Below are 17,942 nucleotides of genomic sequence, written 5' to 3'. Positions count from 1 at the left end.
GTTAATCGACCTCCATTGTTTGTTTATGGTTGTGGCTGCCGGGAGCCTTCTCCTCGGCGGCCTTTTCATACGCTTTTACGATCTGCTGCACCAGGCGGTGGCGCACGACGTCCTTCTCGGTCAGGCGAACCTGCGCGATGCCCTCGACGTCCCGCAGGACATGCAGGGCATCAATGAGACCGCTGCGCACCTTATCCGGCAGGTCGATCTGGGTCACATCGCCGGTGACCACGACCTTGCTGCCGACGCCCATGCGCGTCAGAAACATCTTCATCTGCTCGGGCGTGGTGTTCTGGGCCTCGTCCAGGATGATGAAGGCGTCATCCAGCGTGCGCCCGCGCATATAGGCGAGCGGTGCAACCTCGATGACCTGCTTTTCAAACAGCTTCTGGAACGTCTCGGCCCCCAGCAGATCAAACAGCCCGTCGTAGAGCGGGCGCAGATACGGGTCTACCTTGTTTTGCAGGTCGCCCGGCAGAAAGCCGAGCTTTTCCCCCGCCTCGACGGCGGGGCGGGTCAGGATGATGCGGCTGACATCCTTAGACTTGAACGCCTTGACCGCCATTGCCACAGCCAGATACGTCTTGCCGGTGCCCGCAGGCCCGACGCCGAACGTGATGGCATTTTTGCGGATGGCGGCGAGATATTCCTTCTGGCCCAGCGTCTTGGGGTGGATGGGACGACCCTTGGCCGTGACTGCGACGAAATCGTCGGTCAGCTCCCGCAGGCGCTTTTCCTCACCCCCGTGGGCCAGGCTGATGCAGTAGCGCACGGTCTGCTCCTCAAGCGGGGTGTGGTTTTCCATCAGGGTGACCATGCCGTCCACGGCGCGGGCGGCGGCGTCCACATCCTTCTGCTCACCGGTAAAGCGCAGCACCGAGCCGCGGCAGACCGCCGTGACGCGGAATTCCTTTTCCAGCAGGTGGATATTCTGGTCGCCGCTGCCAAAGATGGCTGCGGCCAGTTCAATGCTGTCCAGTTCCAAAGATCGTTCTGCCAAATTTTCAGCCTCCCGGTTCCATGGTGTAGCACATAGCTATACATTTAGATTATATCACAGTTTTTCGCAAAAGAAACTATGAATATTGCACAAAATTTTATCAGCCATTTCGTCATCCTAAGCAAAAAATGTCGAATCACGGCGGTGCGGCGATGTTGGCGGTAAAAATATAGGTCACAGCTGCCGTTTCTGCGCCTTCCTGCGCGGAAATTTCGCGCTGCTCTGCCTCGATGACCGCATCCGGGAACTGGGCCAGCAGCGCGGCGCGGCAGGCGCGCAGGGCCAGTGCGGCGGCGGCAGCCTCGGAATACTGCACCGTGTCCGGCAGCTGCTCCCAGGTCGTCACGCGGCAAAGGCTGGCGGGCAGTGCCAGGCGGCCCAGCTGCACGGGCAGCCAGTCTGTCTGCGTGATGCCGGTCAGCGGGTCCTCCGGCTCGTCTGTATAGCTGCGCCACGGCAGGTACAGCGTCGTCTGCACGCTGCTGCGGCCCGTGTAGGCGGAAGTCTCTGCCGTCAGGGACTGGCTGGCTGTGTAATGCTTTTGTACCCGCGCTATAACGCGCCCGCCGGCGCCCTGCGGCACAGCGTTGCCCTTGCGGTCCAGCCTTTCAGCGGCGGCCAGCAGCTGGCCCCGGGCGACGGTCTGCCCCACCGTCACCGCTGCAAAGCCGCTCTCGATCTCAACGGCGAGTATTTCCCCGTCCGCACTGGCGTACAGGCCCTGCCGGGGCGGCGGCTCCCGCACAGTCTGGGTCTGGGAGGGCGTGCTCTCGATGGCAAGGCAGCCGCCCGTAAAGTTCAGGCTGACCCAGCCGAACACCTCACTGCGGCGCAAAGCCTGTGCCTGCGCGGTCTGCAGCAGCGGCTTTGTCAGGAGCACGCCCTCATGAATGCCGCAGTCCGCCAAAAGCTGGCGCATGGCGGGCTGCAGACCGGGGTCCATCGCGCCAAAGTCGATGCACCAGACAAGGCCGCCCAGCGTCCGCACCAGCAGCAAAAACAGCACGGCCCCCGCGGCCAGCCCGGGGCGGCTCTGCAGCAGGCGCTCCGTGTGCTTTCCCGGGCCGCGGCGGGCGGTCACGGCAAGCGTCCAGCCGCCGTCCCGCGCGATTTTCTCCAACCGGCGGCGGTCTGCACCGCTGACCGTAGCCGCATAGCCGTCCCGCTGCCAGCGGACGCGCCGCAGCCGCACGCCCGCCGCGGCGGCACGGTTCAAAAAGCGGTGCGGCTGCGGCCCTGTGACCGAAAAGCGGAGGGTATCCGCCGCCCAGAATTGCAGCCTCATTCCTGCGGCACCTCCCACTTGCTGCGCAGCTCAATGCGCGCGAACCGCCCCGCCGCGATCAATCTTTTGCCCGCGAAGGATTCTATCCGCAGGTCCGCGCCATACAATGTTACCAGGGTGTCCCCCATGTCCAGACAGATGCGCTGCGGCGTGAAGTCCAGCACCCTGCGGCAGCCGTCGGTCAGCAGATTGCCGCCGCGCAGCTCCAGCTCCGGCAGACGGTAGAAGTCCGCGGGCGGCGGAGCCGCCAGACGGCGCAGGTCAGGGCGCTCCCGTGGCTTGCGGGGACGCGGCTTTTTCGGTTTCATGGCTGTTCCCTCCCCGCACAAGACTTGTCAGTCCAGTATACGCAGTGAGGTGCGCAATATGAACAACGGCAAAAATCGGCAGGGGCTTGCAGCAGCGGCAGCGCTGGCGTTCGGGGTGCTTGTGCTGGCCGTACCGGAGGCCGCGGCCCGGGGCTTTGCCGGGGGCACGGCGCTCTGCCTGCAAAGCGTTTTACCCGCGCTGTTCCCGTTTTTTGTCGTGTGCGAGCTGCTGACCGCTGCCCCGCCGCCCGCCGTCCTGCTGCGGCCCATGCAGCGGGTCTTGGGGCTGGAATCCGCCGAGACCGCGCGGGCACTGCTGCTGTCCTGGGTCGGCGGATATGCAGTGTGTGCACGGCTGGCCGGGCAGCTGTACGGTGCGGGGCGCATTACGCGGCGGGATGCTGCACTTTTGCAGGTGCTGGGCTGCTGCTCCGGGCCCGGGTTTGTGATCGGCTGCGTCGGCGGGGCCCTGCTGGGGAATGTACGGCTTGGCGTGGTGCTGTACGCGGCGCAGATCGGGGCGAATTTGGGGGCGGGAGCGGTTTGTCAGTTGCTATCCCACATTGTAGGGGCGAACATTGTTCGCCCGCTGGCCGTTTCCGATGGGAGCGGCCTTTCCGGAAAAGCACAGCCACGCCAACTTGACGGGCGAACCATGTTCGCCCCTACAAACTGCACCCGGGAGGTTTCGGGGCACAGCAAGGTTCTCTCTCCCACCCGCTGCGGCGGGAGCCTCCTCGCAGAGGGGGCCAAGGGGTTGCCGCAGGCCATATCCTCCGCGGTCACGTCGTCGCTGTCGGTCTGCGGGTGCGTTGTATTCTTCCGCATAGTGGGCGCTGTGCTGCTGGCAGTGCTACCGCTGCCGCCTACGGCTGTCAGCGCGACGCTGGAGGTCAGCGCCGGATGCGCGGACTTTGCGGCGCTGGGCGGGGCGGCGGCGCTGTACGGCTGCTGCGCCTGCCTGAGCGTGCTCGGTGTCTCGGTCTGGGCGCAGCTGCGGCTGTTTGCCGGGGCGGCGTACCGCCCGCGGCTGCTAGTTTTCAGCCGCGCGGTGCACCTTGTACTTTTGCAGCTGCTCGTCAGGGTGTGTGCGCAGCTGCTGCCCGGCAGCGTGACGGTATGCAGTACACTGGCCGCCCGCGTCCTGCCGGTTTTCCGTCTGCCACCGGACGCCGCGGCGGCGGGGTTTGTCTTTCTCTGCGCAGCTCTTTACAAGGCCCGGCAAAGCATTTATAATAAATGATAGTATATTTTGTGGTTTGAGGGTGAGTCTAATGTTTAAAAAGACCTATTACGGCGCACATATTGCCCCGGCGTGTGCTTATTGCCTGCACGGCTCCACCGCCGCCGACCCCAAAATGATTTTATGCAAGCGCAAGGGCGTTGTGTCGCCCTACTACTGCTGCCGCAAATTCAGCTATGACCCGCTGATGCGCATCCCCCGCCGCCAGGTCCTGCCCGAGCTGGACCCGCGGGATTTTACACTGGACGACTGAAAAGGAGAAGTCATGGATCACCCGAAACTCGAAGAATGGAAAGCCGTCTGGCGCGAAAGACGCTCCGTCACGATGGTGTATATCCTGCTGCGCATCTCGGTTGTGTTGGTCATGCTGGCACAGATTTTCAACGGCAACTTTGAAAACGTTTTTCTCTGCGTGCTGACGCTTATCCTGTTCATGATGCCCAGCGTCCTGGAAAAAAAGCTGGACATCACCCTGCCGAACACGCTGGAAATCATCATCCTGCTGTTCATTTATGCAGCGGAAATCATGGGCGAGATCGGCGCGTACTACGTCACCTTCCCCTACTGGGACACGGTGCTGCACACGCTGAACGGCTTTTTGTGCGCGGCCATCGGGTTCTCGCTGCTGGACATTCTGAACCGCCACAGCGAGGCGCGGTTCCACCTGTCGCCGCTGTATCTGGCCATCGTGGCGTTCTGCTTCTCGATGACCGTCGGCGTCATCTGGGAATTTTTTGAGTGTACGATGGACCAGCTGTTCTTCCTCGATATGCAGAAGGACACCGTCGTCAACACGATTGGCTCCATCATGCTGGACCCCACGGGCGGCAATACGTCCACTGTGCTGAAAAACATCACCGACGTCATCGTCGTGCAGGCGGACGGCACCCAGACCGCACTGGGGCTGGGCGGGTATCTGGACATTGGTCTGCTGGACACGATGGAGGATCTGTTCGTCAACTTCATCGGTGCGCTGACGTTCTCGATCATCGGCTACTTCTACGTGTGCAGCCGCGGCGAAAACAAGTTTGCCAAACGGTTCATCCCGGTAGCCAACAACAGCACCCGCCCGAAGGATGCACCGTCCAAAGCGCCCGAAAAAAACGAAATTGAGTAAGAGGCTCTCTTAAACAGGAGCCGACCTCTCACACCGCCGGAGCGGTGCGTAAGCCGTCAGGCGGGAATTGTGCGGTATTGCCCAAGGACTCGCAGTAGCTGAGGATGCTGAAGCATCCCGCCGCTGCGAGTCTTTCGTTATGAATACAGGCAAAAAGAAAGCCCCGACGCATCGTGTTTTCAACGATGTATCGGGGCTTTTCACTTGGAGCTGGTGGCCGGACTTGAACCGGCGACCTGCTGATTACGAATCAGCTGCTCTACCAACTGAGCCACACCAGCACGCAAGACAACAATAAATATTATACAGATTTTCCCGGATAAGTCAATACCCTGACGAAAATTTTATTGCTGTCCTGCGGGATGTAGTTTACTCCGCGTCCTCGCAGAAGGCCTTGAAGGTCAGGTAGGCCATGTAAACGTCGGCCTTGGAGACGATCTCAAACGGAGAGTGCATCGAGAGCACGGGTACGCCGATGTCGATGGTGTCGATGTCCTGATTGGCGACATACTTGGCAACCGTGCCGCCGCCGCCCAGGTCGAGCTTGCCCATCTCGCCGATCTGCCACACAACGCTGTTGGCGTCCATCAGACCGGTCAGGTAGCTGACGAGCTCGGCGGAGGCATCGCTCGTGCCGGACTTGCCGCGGGAGCCGGTGTACTTGTAAATGGCCACGCCGCGGCCTGCGTAGGTGCCGTTGTCGGGCTCAAAGGCGTCTGCAAACGTCGGGTCGTAGGCCGCCGTAACGTCAGCAGACAGGCACTTGGCGGCCTTGCAGGCCGTGATGTAGTCCGCCCCCTGCCCTGCGCAGAGCTGCTGCAGGAAGTGGAAGGTGTACATGCTGTTCAGGCCGGTGACGCCGTCGGAGCCGGTCTCCTCCTTGTCGGTCAGGACGCAGACGGAGGTATAGACGGGGCTCTTGGTCCCGATCTCGGCCATCAGCGCAGGGTAAGCGTCCACGCGGTCATCGTGGCCGTAGGCACCGATCATAGCGCGGTCCAGACCGATGTCGCGGGCCTTGTAGGCAGGCACGACCTCGATCTCGGCGCGGGTGAAGTCGCGCTCGGTGATGCCGTAGGCCTCGTTCAGCATGCCCAGGACGTTGAGCTTGACGCGCTGCTCGGCGTCCTTATCCTCGATGGGCAGGGACGCAATGATGACGTTGAGGTCCTCGGCGGTAATGCCCTCGGCCAGCGTCTTGGCGCTCTGCTTGGCACCCAGATGCGGCAGCAGATCGGTGATGCAGAACACGGGGTCGTCGTCCTTCTCACCGATGCAGACGTTGACCTTGGTGCCGTCGGCGCGGTAGATGACACCGTGCAGGGCCAGCGGGATGGTGGGCCACTGGTACTTGCGCACGCCGCCGTAGTAGTGGGTGCGCAGGTAGCCGATGCCGGTCTTTTCAAACACGGGCACGGGGCGCAGGTCGAGGCGCGGGGAGTCGATGTGGGCAATGTTCAGGTGGAAGCCCTCCTCGAGGTTCTTCGTGCCGATGGTCGCGGCCAGCACGCACTTTTCGCGGTTGATGGTGTAGACCTTGGTGCCGGGGGCGTAGCTCGTGCCGGGCACAAACTTCTGATAGCCGGCGGCGGTCAGCAGCTTTTCGCTGTAGGCCGTGGCCTCGCGCTCGGTCTTGGCGTTGTCCAGGAAGGTCTTGTAGCCCTCGCAGAAGTCCTGCGCGGCAGCAATGGCATCGGGGGCCGCGTCGGCTACCGTTTCATTTTTATAGAGCAGATTTTTCAGTTCCTCGGTGGTTTTCATTTCGAGAATCCTTTCTAAATATTATTTATAAATCTCCGAGTAGTGCTGATAGCTCTCGGTGATTTTTTTTACGTAGAGCCGCATCTGCGGGTAAGGGTAATGGTCCAGCGTAACGCCGTCCGTTGAGTACGCCTCCTGCCCGAGCAGACCGTCCACGGTGCCCACGCCGCTGTGGTAGGCCGCGGCGGCGGTGGCCAGATGGCCGCTGTAGCGGTCCAGGCAGTAGCTGACAAAGTAGCTGCCGAACCGGATATTCGTCTCGGGGTCGTAGAGGTCGTCGAACGTCAGGCTCTCCGTCGGGGCGATTTTCATCTTGATCCAGTCGAACGTGACCTCGGTGATCTGCATGAGTCCCCTGGCCCCGGCGTCGGAATCTGCGTTCGGATCAAAATTGCTCTCGGTGCGGATGAAGGCGTATAAAATCATCGGGTCTATGCCGTATTTCCCGGCGTAATACTCGACGTACTCTGTGAAGCGCTGCGGGTATTCCCAGTGTTCGATCTTATCGCGGAAGGCGCTGAACAGCAGCGTTCCCGCCAGGGCCAGCACCAGCAGCAGCGCCAGGATCGGTGCTAAAATGCTTCTTTTTCGCTTTTTGGCTTTTGGCATGTTCCCTCCTTCTCCAATCCATTCAAAACGGATCGCAGCTTTTCGCGCAGGGCATCCGGCGTGCTGTCGTTGACCAGCTCTGCCGTGGCGGCGGCGCGCAGCGTTTCCAGCGGGGTCTGCGCATCCAGACGGCGGCGGGCCATCTCGGGCGCGATGCCGTCGCGGGCACAGATGCGGGCCACACTCGTCTCATAGGGGGCCGTGACCAGGATCAGGGCGTCGCAGCGCGCCTCAAACGGCGTGCCGACAATGACCGCACCGTCCACAAAGGCAAGGTCCGCCCCGCCCCGCCGGGCCTCATCCAATGCGGCGTCGATGCGGCGCAGGATCTCCGGCTGGGTGATGTCTGTCAGGGCCGCCGTGCCCTCCGGCGTGGCAAATGCGCGGTCTGCCAGCAGGCGGCGGCGCACCGTGCCGTTTTCGTCGGCAATATCCGCGCCGAACACCTGTTGCAGCTGTGCAATGCAGGGCGAACCGGGCAGCAGCACTTCCCGCGCAACTAAATCTGCATCAATACAAGGATAGCCCTTTTCCCGCAAGAAATTTGTCGCACTGGACTTGCCGCAGCCGCTGCGGCCTGTGATGCCGACTACCTTCATAGCTCGACCACCCGGAACGCCGCGGCGCGGATGAGTCGGTTGTAGACCGCCATCGAGACGCCGTCCTGCTCGGGGCAGCGGGCGTAGACGACCTGCGCACCGTGCTTGTCCAAATCGCGCAGCGCTGTGAACAGGTGGTGTGCCTGGGTCACGCCGTCATGGTTTTTTCCGTACTCGATGAACGGCACGCCCAGCTGTGCGCCCTCCCCGTCAAAGCAGAGCGCCCAGACGCCGGGTTCGGTATGCTGCTTGATAAATTCTTTGTATTTAGCAAAATCGCCGCGCAGGATCGTGACCTGCGCCTTGGGGGCGTAGTGCTTGTACTTCATGCCGGGCGAGCGCGCGACCTCGCCGTCCCTGAGCTTTTCAAGGATGGCCGGGCTGACGAGGACCTCCTCGCCCAAAACGGCCTCCATCTGCTCCTTCGTGACGTAGCCGGGGCGCAGCAGCATCGGGTGCTCCCCCGTCACGGCGACGACGGTGGACTCGACACCGACGTTGGACTCGCCGCCGTCGAGAATCAGCGGCAGACGGCCATCCATATCGGCCAGCGTGTCCGGCGCGTTCGTCGGGCTGGGCTTGCCGGAAAGATTTGCCGACGGCGCGGCAAACGCGACGCCGCTTGTCCGTATGACCTGCTGCACTACCGGGTGGGACGGCATCCGCACGCCGACGGTGTCAAGGCCCGCGCAGGTCACGTCGCTGACCTCGGGGCCGCGGGGCATGACCATCGTCAGCGGGCCGGGCCAGAAGGCGGCAGCCAGCTTTTTGGCGCGCTCGGGCACCTCGGAGACGATGCCGTTCAGCATCTCCATGCCGCAGATATGCACAATGAGCGGGTTATCCTGCGGGCGGCCCTTCGCCTCAAAAATTTTCTTGACTGCCTCGCCGTTGCGGGCGTCGGCGGCAATGCCGTAGACCGTCTCCGTCGGCAGGGCGACGAGCTCACCCTGCTGCAAAAGCCGGGCGGCCAGTGCCACGCTCTCCGGCGTGATGGGCAAAACCTGTGTTTTCATAGCTTTATTTTCCTTCTTCTGTACTGCTTTGCTTCAGTTTTTCTTCCCGGTCTGCCAAAATCAGCGGCTCGACCACGCGGTCCAGGTCGCCGTCCAGCACACCCTGCAAATTACGCAGCGTCAGGCCGATGCGGTGATCGGTCACGCGGTCCTGCGGGAAGTTGTAGGTGCGTATCTTTTCGCTGCGGTCACCGCTGCCGACCTGGCTCTGGCGGCGGGCGTTGTATTCCTCGTCGTAGGCGTCCTGCTTCTGCTGCAAAAGACGGCTGCGCAGGACCTTTAAGGCACGGTCCTTGTTCTCCCGCTGGCTGCGCTGGTCCTGGCATTCCACGACCATACCGGTGGGCAGATGGGTCACACGGATGGCGGACGACGTCTTGTTGATGTGCTGGCCGCCCGCGCCCGACGAGCGGAATGTGTCAATGCGCAGGTCTTTTGGGTTGATCTCCAGCTCGACCTCCTCGGCCTCGGGCATAACGGCCACGGTGACGGTGGAGGTGTGGATGCGGCCCTGCGTCTCTGTCTCGGGCACGCGCTGGACGCGGTGGACGCCGCTCTCGAATTTCAGGCGGCTGTAGACGTCCGGCCCCTCGACGGAAAAGACGATCTCCTTCACGCCGCCGAGCTCCGTCGGGTTTTCGCTGATCGTCTCGCACTGCCATCCGCGCCTGGCGGCGTACATTGTGTACATGCGCCACAGGCTGTGGGCAAACAGCGCGGCCTCCTCGCCGCCGGCACCGGCGCGAATCTCCAGAATGACGCTTTTTTCGTCATCGGCGTCCTTCGGGATGAGCAGCAGACGCAGATTCTCTTCGCTCTGTGCCAGATTCCGGCCAATTTCGCACAGCTCCTGCTGTACCATAGCAGCAAACGCCGGGTCTGACTCTGCGGCCAGCATTTCCTTTGCGTCCGCTTCCTGCTGCTGCAGGTCGGTGTAACGGCGGTATTCTTCGATCAGGGGGGTAAGCTCTTTGTAATCACGCATCATCCGCGCGTACTCGTCGGCGTTGGCCGCCGCATCGGGCGTGGACATTCTGTGGGCCAGCTCCTCATAGCGGCGCTCGACCTCGTAGAGTTCGGTAAAGTTCTGCATAGGTTCTCCTTTGGCTGTAGGGGTCGGCGTCCCCGACGACCCGGGCGCTTTGCGGCTGCCGTTGCGTTCCGTGGGCAAGCAATGCTCGCCCCTACAATGGGCGACCCGCGTACTTATGCAAAACCCCGCTACTGCTCCCCCGCGCGCAGAACTTTTTTGATGTTGCGCTCGATCTTGGCACGCGGCAGCATGATCTCATGCCCGCAGCCCTGGCATTTGATCTTGAAATCCATGCCTACGCGCAGTACATCGAAACGGTTCGCACCGCAGGGGTGCGGCTTCTTGGTCTGGATGACGTCTCCGACCTGTACGTCCATACGGCACACCGCCTTTCTTTCAAAAATATCATTCTTATTATAGTACAGCCTGTGTTGTTTTGCAAATCTCCCGCATAAAAGTTTAGTAAGTAATCACAAATCTTATAAGAAATGAGGAACCGAAAATGTTGGAATATCGAGCCGAAGGCCTTTGCCGCAATGCGAACCACCTGAGCCGCGAGGAACTGAGCCGCTGCATGGCCAGCGGCGAGGTGCTGCAAAGCACAGCCCTGGCCTACGACACAGGGCACCGCCTGCGGTTTGAGCTGGGCGGGCTGCGCGGCATCATGCCGTTTGCGGACTGTGTGGACGCCGCTCCCGGCGAGACCGTCAAGGACATTGCCGTGCTGACCCGGGTAGGCCGCCCGACCTGCTTTGTCATCATGGGCACCGAGTTTGACGATAACGGCGAGGAATACTACCTGCTCTCCCGCGCCGAGGCACAGCGCCGCTGCCGGGCACAGTACCTTGATACGCTGGAGGCCGGCAGCGTCATTCCCTGCACCGTGACCCACATTGAGAATTTCGGCGCGTTCTGCGACATCGGCTGCGGCATTGCGGCGCTGCTGCCCATCGACTGCCTGTCGGTCAGCCGCATTGCCTCGCCCGCGGACCGGGTGCAGGTCGGCCAGCAGCTTTTGTGTGCCATCAAGAACCGCGACGTGCAGGGGCGCATTGTGCTGACGCTGCGCGAGCTGCTGGGCACCTGGAGCGAGAACGCAGCCTGCTTTGCCGCCGGGGAGACCGTCGTCGGAATTGTGCGCAGCGTCGAGGAATACGGCGTCTTTATTGAAATCGCACCGAACCTGGCGGGGCTGGCGGAGGCGGACTCCACACTGCGCCCCGGGCAGGCCGTGAGCGTGTACATCAAGAACATCCTGCCCGATAAAATGAAGATCAAGCTGGTCGTGGTCAACAAGAATTTGGGCCAGCCCCTGCGGTTTGAGCCGCACTATTTCGTGACCCGCGGGCGGCTCAAGCGGTGGACCTACTCCACACCGCAGAGCCGCAAGCAGATCGAAACGGTATTTTGATTTTGGCGTCCGATTTTTGTCACTTTTGGATTTTGCCATCTTGCCACGGCCCGCCGCGGCGTGTATAATATGAGATAGATGAAATTTTGTCGAGGAAGTGGTTACGATGGCAGAGGCATTCACCGCCGGGGTGCGCCCGGGCGGCCTTACAGACGACACGCAGATCCGTATGTTGCTCTGCTACCTTGTCAAAGTGGCAGGCCCCGTAAAGCGCGAAACGATGCAGGGTGCGCTTTTGCAGGAACAGCTTGTCAATTATTTTGAGTTTGCCGACGCCCTGGCCGAGGTCGAAAAGCAGCAGCTTGTCACCGTGGACGAGGACGGGCGGTATACCATTACACGCCGCGGCACCACCGTGGCGGACACGCTGGCCTACGACCTGCCCCGCACCGTGCGGGAGAGCGCGATCCGCGCCGTCATGCAGATCCGCAGCTGGCGGCACCGCGCCGCGTCGAACCGCGCCGTTGTGCAGGAGAAGGACGGCCAGTTCAGCGTGGTCTGCTCGATTGCCGACATGGGCAGCGATGTGTTCCGCATGGAGCTGGCCATGCCGGATAAGCTGACCGCCGAGATGATCAAGAACAACTTTATTGCGCACGGCAGTGATATTTTCCCGAAGCTGCTGAACGCCCTTACCCAGCCCGGCAGCGAGGATGACCGCCCCCCGGCAGGGCTGATGTAAGCAAGCCTTTTCCCCTGTGCTCTCCATGAGCACGGGGATTTTTTGTGCCATTCCTCTTGACAACCGTGTATAGCGTGTATATACTGTAAATATCGGATATGTACAGTTCGACTACAAGGAGCTTCTGACAATGCAGATTTATCTTTCCAACTCCGGGCAGGAGCCGATCTACGCGCAGATCACGCGGCAGATCAAGCAGCAGATCCTGTCCGGCGCGCTGCGCCCCGGCGACGCACTGCCCAGCATCCGGCTTTTGGCCAGGGAGCTGCGCATCAGCGTCATCACAACGAAGCGCGCGTATGAGGATCTGGAGCGCGACGGCTTTATCCTGACCCAGCAGGGCCGGGGCAGCTTTGTCGCCGAGCAGAACCCCGCCCTGCTGCGCGAGGAGCATTTAAAAAAGGTCGAGGACTGCCTGCAGGGCGCGGTGGACGCCGCGCGGCTGAGTGGCATCGGCTATGACGAGGTTGCAGAGACGCTGCGCCTTTTGTGGGAGGGCTGACCTATGGCAGCAAGCACCGCCGCTTTACGCGGCATCACGAAGCAGTACAAAGACTTTACCCTTGGGCCGGTGGATATGACCGTGCCCGCGGGCAGCATCGTCGGGCTGATCGGCGAAAACGGCGCAGGCAAGACGACGCTTTTGAAAATCCTCTGCGGCGTCAACCGGGCGGATGACGGCACGGTTGACCTGCTGGGCGGCTTCCCTGCCGATGCCGCCACTCGCGCTAAGATTGGCGTTGTGTTTGAGGATGCCTTTTTCTACGGGAGCTTCACCGCCGCGCAGGTCGCGCGCAGTCTGGCCGGAATGTACGGTGCGCGGTGGAATGCGGACAGCTTTTCCGCCTATCTGCGCCGCTTTGGTCTGGACGCAGGCAAGAAGCTCAAAGAGTACAGCCGCGGCATGCGGTTGAAACTGAGCCTGGCTGCGGCGCTGGCCCATGACCCCGAGCTGCTGGTGCTGGACGAAGCCACCGCCGGTCTTGACCCGGTGGTGCGCGGTGAGCTACTGGATCTGTTTTTGGAGTTCATCCAGGACGAGCGGCACAGCATTGTCATGAGCAGCCACATCACGGCGGACCTTGAGCAGATTGCGGATTCCATCGCGTACCTGCACAACGGGCAGCTGCTGTTTCAGGAGAACAAGGATGACCTTTTGCAGGAATACGGCGTGCTGCACTGCGGCGAGGATGTATTGACTTCCCTGCCCGCCGGGCTGGTGGTGTTCACCAGGCGCGGGGCCTATGGGTGTGAAAGTCTGGTCAGGGAACGGCGCACCGTGCAGGAGCTTTTGCCGGAGGCCGTCTGCGACGCGGCAAGGCTCGATGATATTATGCGGTTTTACAGCGGGAGGGATGCACAATGAAAGGGCTTTTGTATAAAGAATGGGCCACCCTGACAAGTTCCTACAAACAGACTGTATTTTTTATCGCGTTCCTCTACGGCGGCATCAGCATTCTGACCGGGCAGACCGGGATGGCCTATGCATTGCTCGTTGTATTTTCCATTCTGATCACCTCCACGATTTCGTTTGACGAGAACTCCCATTGGGACATCTACGTCCGCACGCTGCCCGTAACACCCGCGCAGCTTGTGGGCAGCAAATACCTGTTTGGGCTGTGCGGGCTGGCGCTGGGCACAGTGTGTACGGTGCTGATCGTGGCGCTGAACAATGTGCTGCCGCCTCTGCTGTTCTGGCACGCCGCGTATAAAGTACCGCCCCTCGAGTGTTTGGCAGCCCTGCTGGCCTGCGGCAGCATGGCGCTGCTGTTGGTCGCGCTTTTGCTGCCGCTGTCCTATCGGTTCAACAGTGTCAAGGCCCGCAGCTGGTTGTTTCTGATCATCGGTGTGCTCGGCGGTTGTATTGGGCTGGTCGCTTCCGTCTCGCCTGATTTGATGCAGCTGTTCAATGCCTCCGACGAAGTGCTGCTGGCGGGGCTGGTTGCAGCGTTTGTGGGGCTGCTGGCGGTGTATTTTGTGAGCTATAAGGTATGCGTGGGGATTTATAAGCGGAAGGAATACTGAGTTCCTGCCGCAATGTGCCCGGGCGGATATGGAATCCGCCCCTACGTGTGTGTGCGGCTTCCCTGCGGGCGAGCAATGCTCGCCCCTACAAGGGAGGCTTTATAACAAAAAATCCTGTGTCCTTTTGCGGACACAGGATTTTTTAGTATGCACTTATTCGCAGCCCAGATATGCTTTGCGGACCTCGATGTTGTTGGCGAGCTCGGTGGCCTCGCCCTCCATCTTGATCGTGCCGGTCTCCAGAACATAAGCGCGGTTGGCGATTTCCAAGGCCATCTTTGCGTTCTGCTCCACCAGCAGCACGGTCACGCCGTTGCGGTTGACCTGGCGGATGATCTTGAAGATTTCCTTGACCAGCAGCGGGGACAGGCCCATGGACGGCTCGTCCAGCAGCAGCATTTTGGGCTTGCACATCAGTGCGCGGCCCATGGCCAGCATCTGCTGCTCGCCGCCGGAGAGCGTACCGGCGGGCTGGTTGCGGCGCTCCTTCAGACGCGGCAGCAGGTCAAAGACCATGTCGAAGTCATTCTGGATGGCCTCCTTGCCGTCGCGACGTGTGTACGCGCCCATCTGCAGGTTCTGCTGCACGGTCAGGCCGCTGAACACGCGGCGGCCCTCCGGCACCTGCGCCAGGCCCAGGCGGATGATCTTATGCGCCTCCATCTTGCTGATGGTCTGGCCGCAGTAGTCGATCTCGCCGCTCTGCAGCTTCAGCAGACCGGAGATTGCGTGCATCGTCGTGGTCTTGCCCGCGCCGTTCGCACCGATCAGGGTGACGATCTCGCCCTCATTGACATGGAACGAAACGTCCTTGATGGCGTGGATCGAGCCATAGTAAACATTGATATTTTTGACAGAAAGCATCTCGCCCATCGTCAGTCACCTCCCAGATATGCCGCAATGACCTTCGGGTTGTTGCGGATGGCTTTGCCGTCGCCGCGGGCAATCACACGGCCATAGTCCAGCACGGTGATCTCCTCGCAGATGCCCATGACAAAGTTCATATCGTGCTCAATGAGCAGGATGGCGACGCCGAACTGGTCGCGCACGCTGTGAATGGTGTGCATCAACTCCTCGGTCTCGTTGGGGTTCATACCGGCGGCGGGCTCGTCCAGCAGCAGCAGCTTCGGGTTCGTGGCCAGTGCGCGGGCAATTTCCAGCTTGCGCTGCTTGCCGTAGGGCAGCTGGCTGGCCTTGTAGTCGGCCTCCTTATCCAGGTCAAAGATTTTGAGCAGCTTCATGGCCTCGCGGTTCATCTCGTGCTCTTTTTCCTTGTAAGCAGGCAGACGCAGGATACCTGTCCACATATTGTACCGAATCTGGTTGTGCAGACCGACCTTGACGTTATCCAGCACCGTCATATCATTGAACAGGCGGATATTCTGGAAGGTACGTGCAATACCGGACTTGCTGATAAGCTCGGGGTTCTGGCCGGTAATGTCCTTGCCGTCCAGAATGATGTTGCCCTCGGTGGGCTTATAGACGCCGGTCAGCATGTTAAAGACCGTCGTCTTGCCCGCGCCGTTGGGGCCGATCAGGCCGTACAGATGACCCTTTTCAATGGAAAGATCGAGCTGCGCAACGGCCTGCAGGCCGCCGAACGCAATACCCAGGTTACTGACCTCCAGCAGTGCCATTTACGCCACCCCCTTTTTCTCTTTGTCTTTGGCACCCTTGCCCTCGGCATCCTCCTTGCGGAAGCGCGCGGTCAGGCGCTTGCGCAGGGCAATCATTTCGGGGCTCTGGTTGAAAATCATGACCACGATCAGCACGATGGCGTAGATCAGCATACGGTAGTCGTTCATGCTGCGCAGCAGCTCAGGCAGAACGGTCAGCACGGCGGCGGCGATGACCGAGCCGCGCAGGTTGCCGATGCCGCCCAGAACAACGAACACCAGAATTAAAATCGAGGTGTTGTAGTCGAACTTCTTCGCGACCAGCGAGGAGTAGTTCAGCGCGTAGAGCACGCCTGCAACGCCCGCAAAGACAGCGGAGGTCACAAACGCCATGAGCTTGTACTTCGTGATGGGGACGCCGACGGAACGCGCGGCGATCTCGTTATCGCGGATGGCCTTGATGGCGCGGCCCGCGCGGGAGTTGACAAGGTTCAGAATGACCAGCAGCGTAATAATGACCAGCACGATGCCGATGGTGAAGGTGGACGCCTTCTTGATGCCGGTGATGCCCATAGCGCCGTTGATCAGCACCTTGCCGTCTACCTCCAGATTCAGGGAGGCGGAATCCTTCAGTGAGAAGTGCAGGCCGTGGGAATCCACGCCCAGATAACAGGCGTTCATAACGTTCTTGACGATCTCACCAAAAGCCAGCGTGACGATGGCCAGGTAGTCACCGGACAGACGCAGAACAGGGATGCCGACGAGCACGCCGAACAGACCTGCCACCGCGCCGCCGACCACGAAGGCCAGCAGCAGTGCAAGGGGCTGCGGGGCGTTTTCGGACATGACGACATAGACGAGCGTGCCGGAGAACGCGCCGACGCTCATGAAGCCGGCGTGGCCGAGGCTCAGCTCACCCAGCATACCGACGGTCAGGTTCAGCGAGACCGCCATAATGACATAGGCGCAGATGGGCACGAGCTGGCCGGAGAAGGAGTTTGTCAGCGCACCGGCGGCACTCAGAATTTGAATCAGGACATAGAAGCCGACGACAATGCCCAGCGTAATGACGTTGCTTTTGGTGGACTTTTTCATATTTTTCAACATAGCAGCCACCTCAAACCTTCACGTTGACCTTCTTGCCCAGCAGGCCGGTGGGCTTGACAATGAGCACCACGACCAGGACAAGAAATACGATAGCGTCAGACAGCTGGGTCGAAATGTAGGCCTTGCTCAGGTTCTCGATGATGCCCAGCAGGATACCGCCGAGGAATGCACCCGGGATAGAGCCGATGCCGCCAAAGACCGCAGCCACGAACGCCTTGATGCCGGGCATGGCGCCGGTTGTGGGCTGCAGGGTCGGATAGGACGAGCAGAGCAGCGCACCGGCCACAGCGGCCAGCGCAGAGCCGATGGCAAAGGTCAGCGAGATCGTCGCGTTGACGTTGACGCCCATCAGCTGGGCGGCGCCGCGGTCCTCCGACACAGCCAGCATGGCGTGGCCCGCGGGGGTGTTATTGACGAACCAGATCAGCACGACCATGATGACAATGCAGGCAATGATGGTCACGACGGTCTCTGCCGAGATGGTCAGCTGCCCGCCGAACAGACTGATGGGCTTGAGCCCGGAGACAACAGAGGTAAAGCTCTTGGGGTTGGACGTCCAAGCCAGCTGGGCCACCTGTTGCAAAAGGTAGCTGACGCCGATGGCCGTAATCAGGACGGCCAGAGACGGGGCCTCACGCAGCGGGCGGTAGGCGACGCGCTCGATCGTAACGCCCAGAACGGTGCAGACGACCATCGAAAGGACAATGGCCAGCACGGGGTTCATACCCGCAGAGCCAAAGGCAAAGAACACAACATAGCTGCCAATCATGATAACGTCGCCGTGGGCGAAGTTCAACATCTTGGCAATGCCGTAGACCATCGTATAGCCCAGGGCAATCAGCGCGTAAACGCTGCCCAGACTGATACCGTTGATCAGGTAGGATAAAAATTGCATTGCGGAATACACCTCACTCTAACTTTTCCCCTGCTGATCGTTATGCCGCAGGTAAGCAGGAAAATATGAATCCATAGTAGCACAAATCTGCGGGCAAAACAATGGGTTATCCTGTATTTCTGCAAAAAACAAGTGTATTTGTCGAGACCTGCTCCTACTAAACCAAAAAGGGCTGCCGAACCCTATGTCCGGCAGCCCTTTTTGGCAACGGAAAATTCAATTTACGTGCGCCGTA

General features: G+C 60.9%; 21 protein-coding genes and 1 tRNA gene. 8 read left to right on the top strand and 14 right to left on the bottom strand.

Annotated features, from left to right (window positions below; genetic code table 11):
• Position 1: 1 nt before the first annotated feature.
• The 3 genes from B5D32_RS05475 to B5D32_RS05465 form a co-directional block, all read right to left on the bottom strand.
• Positions 2-1,000 carry a PhoH family protein gene (locus B5D32_RS05475; RefSeq protein WP_078784094.1) on the bottom strand — a complete coding sequence of 333 codons (999 nt, stop codon included), beginning with the start codon at positions 998-1,000 and terminating at the stop codon, positions 2-4.
• 136 nt (positions 1,001-1,136) lie between these two features.
• The gene (locus tag B5D32_RS05470; RefSeq protein ID WP_078784093.1) at positions 1,137-2,285 is read right to left on the bottom strand and encodes a sporulation protein YqfD; all 1,149 of its coding nucleotides are present in this window, start codon (positions 2,283-2,285) and stop codon (positions 1,137-1,139) included.
• Positions 2,282-2,593, bottom strand: coding sequence for a YabP/YqfC family sporulation protein (locus B5D32_RS05465; protein WP_078784092.1), 312 nt, complete (start codon positions 2,591-2,593; stop codon positions 2,282-2,284). Before B5D32_RS05465 ends, B5D32_RS05470 begins: the two co-directional genes overlap by 4 nt.
• Before the next feature lie 58 nt (positions 2,594-2,651).
• On the opposite strand from B5D32_RS05465, the gene B5D32_RS05460 reads away from it, so the two are divergent.
• The 3 genes from B5D32_RS05460 to B5D32_RS05450 are packed head-to-tail and all read left to right on the top strand — an operon-like array spanning position 2,652 to position 4,953.
• Positions 2,652-3,836 carry a hypothetical protein gene (locus tag B5D32_RS05460; protein ID WP_078784091.1) on the top strand — a complete coding sequence of 395 codons (1,185 nt, stop codon included), beginning with the start codon at positions 2,652-2,654 and terminating at the stop codon, positions 3,834-3,836.
• 31 nt (positions 3,837-3,867) lie between these two features.
• Entirely contained in the window at positions 3,868-4,089 is a 222-nt protein-coding gene (locus tag B5D32_RS05455; RefSeq protein WP_078784090.1) for a hypothetical protein, read from the top strand.
• A 12-nt stretch (positions 4,090-4,101) separates the two neighbouring features.
• Entirely contained in the window at positions 4,102-4,953 is an 852-nt protein-coding gene (locus B5D32_RS05450; protein ID WP_078784089.1) for a DUF2238 domain-containing protein, read from the top strand.
• 205 nt (positions 4,954-5,158) lie between these two features.
• Here B5D32_RS05450 and B5D32_RS05445 read toward each other — a convergent pair.
• From B5D32_RS05445 to B5D32_RS05415, 7 genes are all read right to left on the bottom strand, one after another.
• Positions 5,159-5,234, bottom strand: a tRNA-Thr gene (locus tag B5D32_RS05445).
• An 88-nt stretch (positions 5,235-5,322) separates the two neighbouring features.
• Entirely contained in the window at positions 5,323-6,714 is a 1,392-nt protein-coding gene (locus tag B5D32_RS05440) for an aminopeptidase (RefSeq protein WP_143402683.1), read from the bottom strand.
• 21 nt (positions 6,715-6,735) lie between these two features.
• The gene (locus B5D32_RS05435; RefSeq protein ID WP_078784087.1) at positions 6,736-7,323 is read right to left on the bottom strand and encodes a lytic transglycosylase domain-containing protein; all 588 of its coding nucleotides are present in this window, start codon (positions 7,321-7,323) and stop codon (positions 6,736-6,738) included.
• Positions 7,287-7,922 carry a dephospho-CoA kinase gene (gene coaE / locus B5D32_RS05430; protein WP_078784086.1) on the bottom strand — a complete coding sequence of 212 codons (636 nt, stop codon included), beginning with the start codon at positions 7,920-7,922 and terminating at the stop codon, positions 7,287-7,289. The genes B5D32_RS05435 and coaE overlap by 37 nt, the downstream gene beginning before the upstream one ends.
• Complete coding sequence (locus B5D32_RS05425) at positions 7,919-8,938, bottom strand: L-threonylcarbamoyladenylate synthase (RefSeq protein WP_078784085.1); 1,020 nt, start codon at positions 8,936-8,938, stop codon at positions 7,919-7,921. Before B5D32_RS05425 ends, coaE begins: the two co-directional genes overlap by 4 nt.
• Positions 8,939-8,942: 4 nt before the next feature.
• Entirely contained in the window at positions 8,943-10,031 is a 1,089-nt protein-coding gene (prfA, locus tag B5D32_RS05420) for a peptide chain release factor 1 (RefSeq protein WP_078784084.1), read from the bottom strand.
• A gap of 128 nt (positions 10,032-10,159) precedes the next feature.
• Positions 10,160-10,348 (bottom strand): DUF951 domain-containing protein, encoded by a 189-nt coding sequence (locus B5D32_RS05415; protein WP_078784083.1) that lies wholly within the window; start codon positions 10,346-10,348, stop codon positions 10,160-10,162.
• A gap of 125 nt (positions 10,349-10,473) precedes the next feature.
• On the opposite strand from B5D32_RS05415, the gene B5D32_RS05410 reads away from it, so the two are divergent.
• The 5 genes from B5D32_RS05410 (at position 10,474) to B5D32_RS05390 (ending at position 14,089) form a co-directional block, all read left to right on the top strand.
• Positions 10,474-11,382, top strand: coding sequence for a S1 RNA-binding domain-containing protein (locus B5D32_RS05410; protein ID WP_078784082.1), 909 nt, complete (start codon positions 10,474-10,476; stop codon positions 11,380-11,382).
• Positions 11,383-11,488: 106 nt separating this feature from the next.
• The gene (locus B5D32_RS05405; RefSeq protein WP_078784081.1) at positions 11,489-12,064 is read left to right on the top strand and encodes a DUF4364 family protein; all 576 of its coding nucleotides are present in this window, start codon (positions 11,489-11,491) and stop codon (positions 12,062-12,064) included.
• Between the two features lie 130 nt (positions 12,065-12,194).
• The gene (locus B5D32_RS05400) at positions 12,195-12,566 is read left to right on the top strand and encodes a GntR family transcriptional regulator (protein WP_078784080.1); all 372 of its coding nucleotides are present in this window, start codon (positions 12,195-12,197) and stop codon (positions 12,564-12,566) included.
• 3 nt (positions 12,567-12,569) lie between these two features.
• Positions 12,570-13,430 (top strand): ABC transporter ATP-binding protein, encoded by an 861-nt coding sequence (locus tag B5D32_RS05395; protein WP_078784079.1) that lies wholly within the window; start codon positions 12,570-12,572, stop codon positions 13,428-13,430.
• The gene (locus B5D32_RS05390; RefSeq protein ID WP_078784078.1) at positions 13,427-14,089 is read left to right on the top strand and encodes an ABC-2 transporter permease; all 663 of its coding nucleotides are present in this window, start codon (positions 13,427-13,429) and stop codon (positions 14,087-14,089) included. The genes B5D32_RS05395 and B5D32_RS05390 overlap by 4 nt, the downstream gene beginning before the upstream one ends.
• 153 nt (positions 14,090-14,242) lie before the next feature.
• Here B5D32_RS05390 and B5D32_RS05385 read toward each other — a convergent pair whose 3' ends face one another.
• Genes B5D32_RS05385 through B5D32_RS05370 form a run of 4 tightly spaced genes read right to left on the bottom strand, consistent with a single transcriptional unit; the run spans position 14,243 to position 17,707 of the window.
• Entirely contained in the window at positions 14,243-14,962 is a 720-nt protein-coding gene (locus B5D32_RS05385; protein WP_078784077.1) for an ABC transporter ATP-binding protein, read from the bottom strand.
• 2 nt (positions 14,963-14,964) lie between these two features.
• Positions 14,965-15,726 carry an ABC transporter ATP-binding protein gene (locus B5D32_RS05380; protein WP_078784076.1) on the bottom strand — a complete coding sequence of 254 codons (762 nt, stop codon included), beginning with the start codon at positions 15,724-15,726 and terminating at the stop codon, positions 14,965-14,967.
• A complete protein-coding gene (locus tag B5D32_RS05375; protein WP_078784075.1) occupies positions 15,727-16,812 on the bottom strand; it encodes a branched-chain amino acid ABC transporter permease in 1,086 nt (361 codons plus the stop codon).
• Positions 16,813-16,822: 10 nt separating this feature from the next.
• Positions 16,823-17,707: a branched-chain amino acid ABC transporter permease gene (locus B5D32_RS05370; RefSeq protein WP_078784074.1), complete on the bottom strand. Its 885-nt coding sequence runs from the start codon at positions 17,705-17,707 to the stop codon at positions 16,823-16,825.
• Positions 17,708-17,942: the final 235 nt, after the last annotated feature.

The sequence above is a fragment of the Gemmiger formicilis genome, from assembly GCF_900167555.1.
GTDB lineage: Bacteria > Bacillota > Clostridia > Oscillospirales > Ruminococcaceae > Gemmiger > Gemmiger formicilis.
The sequence above is the reverse complement of the archived record's forward strand: the minus strand, read 5'-3'. Positions and strand labels throughout refer to the sequence as shown.

Bases quoted from the DNA above. Each gene is read 5' to 3' on its own strand.
- B5D32_RS05405 (WP_078784081.1), top strand. From the start codon at position 11,489: ATGGCAGAGGCATTCACCGCCGGGGTGCGCCCGGGCGGCCTTACAGAC.
- B5D32_RS05370 (WP_078784074.1), bottom strand. From the start codon at position 17,707: ATGCAATTTTTATCCTACCTGATCAACGGTATCAGTCTGGGCAGCGTT.
- B5D32_RS05415 (WP_078784083.1), bottom strand. From the start codon at position 10,348: ATGGACGTACAGGTCGGAGACGTCATCCAGACCAAGAAGCCGCACCCC.
- prfA (WP_078784084.1), bottom strand. From the start codon at position 10,031: ATGCAGAACTTTACCGAACTCTACGAGGTCGAGCGCCGCTATGAGGAG.
- coaE (WP_078784086.1), bottom strand. From the start codon at position 7,922: ATGAAGGTAGTCGGCATCACAGGCCGCAGCGGCTGCGGCAAGTCCAGT.
- B5D32_RS05470 (WP_078784093.1), bottom strand. From the start codon at position 2,285: ATGAGGCTGCAATTCTGGGCGGCGGATACCCTCCGCTTTTCGGTCACA.
- B5D32_RS05395 (WP_078784079.1), top strand. From the start codon at position 12,570: ATGGCAGCAAGCACCGCCGCTTTACGCGGCATCACGAAGCAGTACAAA.
- B5D32_RS05465 (WP_078784092.1), bottom strand. From the start codon at position 2,593: ATGAAACCGAAAAAGCCGCGTCCCCGCAAGCCACGGGAGCGCCCTGAC.
- B5D32_RS05450 (WP_078784089.1), top strand. From the start codon at position 4,102: ATGGATCACCCGAAACTCGAAGAATGGAAAGCCGTCTGGCGCGAAAGA.
- B5D32_RS05400 (WP_078784080.1), top strand. From the start codon at position 12,195: ATGCAGATTTATCTTTCCAACTCCGGGCAGGAGCCGATCTACGCGCAG.
- B5D32_RS05410 (WP_078784082.1), top strand. From the start codon at position 10,474: ATGTTGGAATATCGAGCCGAAGGCCTTTGCCGCAATGCGAACCACCTG.
- B5D32_RS05455 (WP_078784090.1), top strand. From the start codon at position 3,868: ATGTTTAAAAAGACCTATTACGGCGCACATATTGCCCCGGCGTGTGCT.
- B5D32_RS05380 (WP_078784076.1), bottom strand. From the start codon at position 15,726: ATGGCACTGCTGGAGGTCAGTAACCTGGGTATTGCGTTCGGCGGCCTG.
- B5D32_RS05460 (WP_078784091.1), top strand. From the start codon at position 2,652: ATGAACAACGGCAAAAATCGGCAGGGGCTTGCAGCAGCGGCAGCGCTG.
- B5D32_RS05435 (WP_078784087.1), bottom strand. From the start codon at position 7,323: ATGCCAAAAGCCAAAAAGCGAAAAAGAAGCATTTTAGCACCGATCCTG.
- B5D32_RS05390 (WP_078784078.1), top strand. From the start codon at position 13,427: ATGAAAGGGCTTTTGTATAAAGAATGGGCCACCCTGACAAGTTCCTAC.
- B5D32_RS05425 (WP_078784085.1), bottom strand. From the start codon at position 8,938: ATGAAAACACAGGTTTTGCCCATCACGCCGGAGAGCGTGGCACTGGCC.
- B5D32_RS05440 (WP_143402683.1), bottom strand. From the start codon at position 6,714: ATGAAAACCACCGAGGAACTGAAAAATCTGCTCTATAAAAATGAAACG.
- B5D32_RS05375 (WP_078784075.1), bottom strand. From the start codon at position 16,812: ATGTTGAAAAATATGAAAAAGTCCACCAAAAGCAACGTCATTACGCTG.
- B5D32_RS05385 (WP_078784077.1), bottom strand. From the start codon at position 14,962: ATGGGCGAGATGCTTTCTGTCAAAAATATCAATGTTTACTATGGCTCG.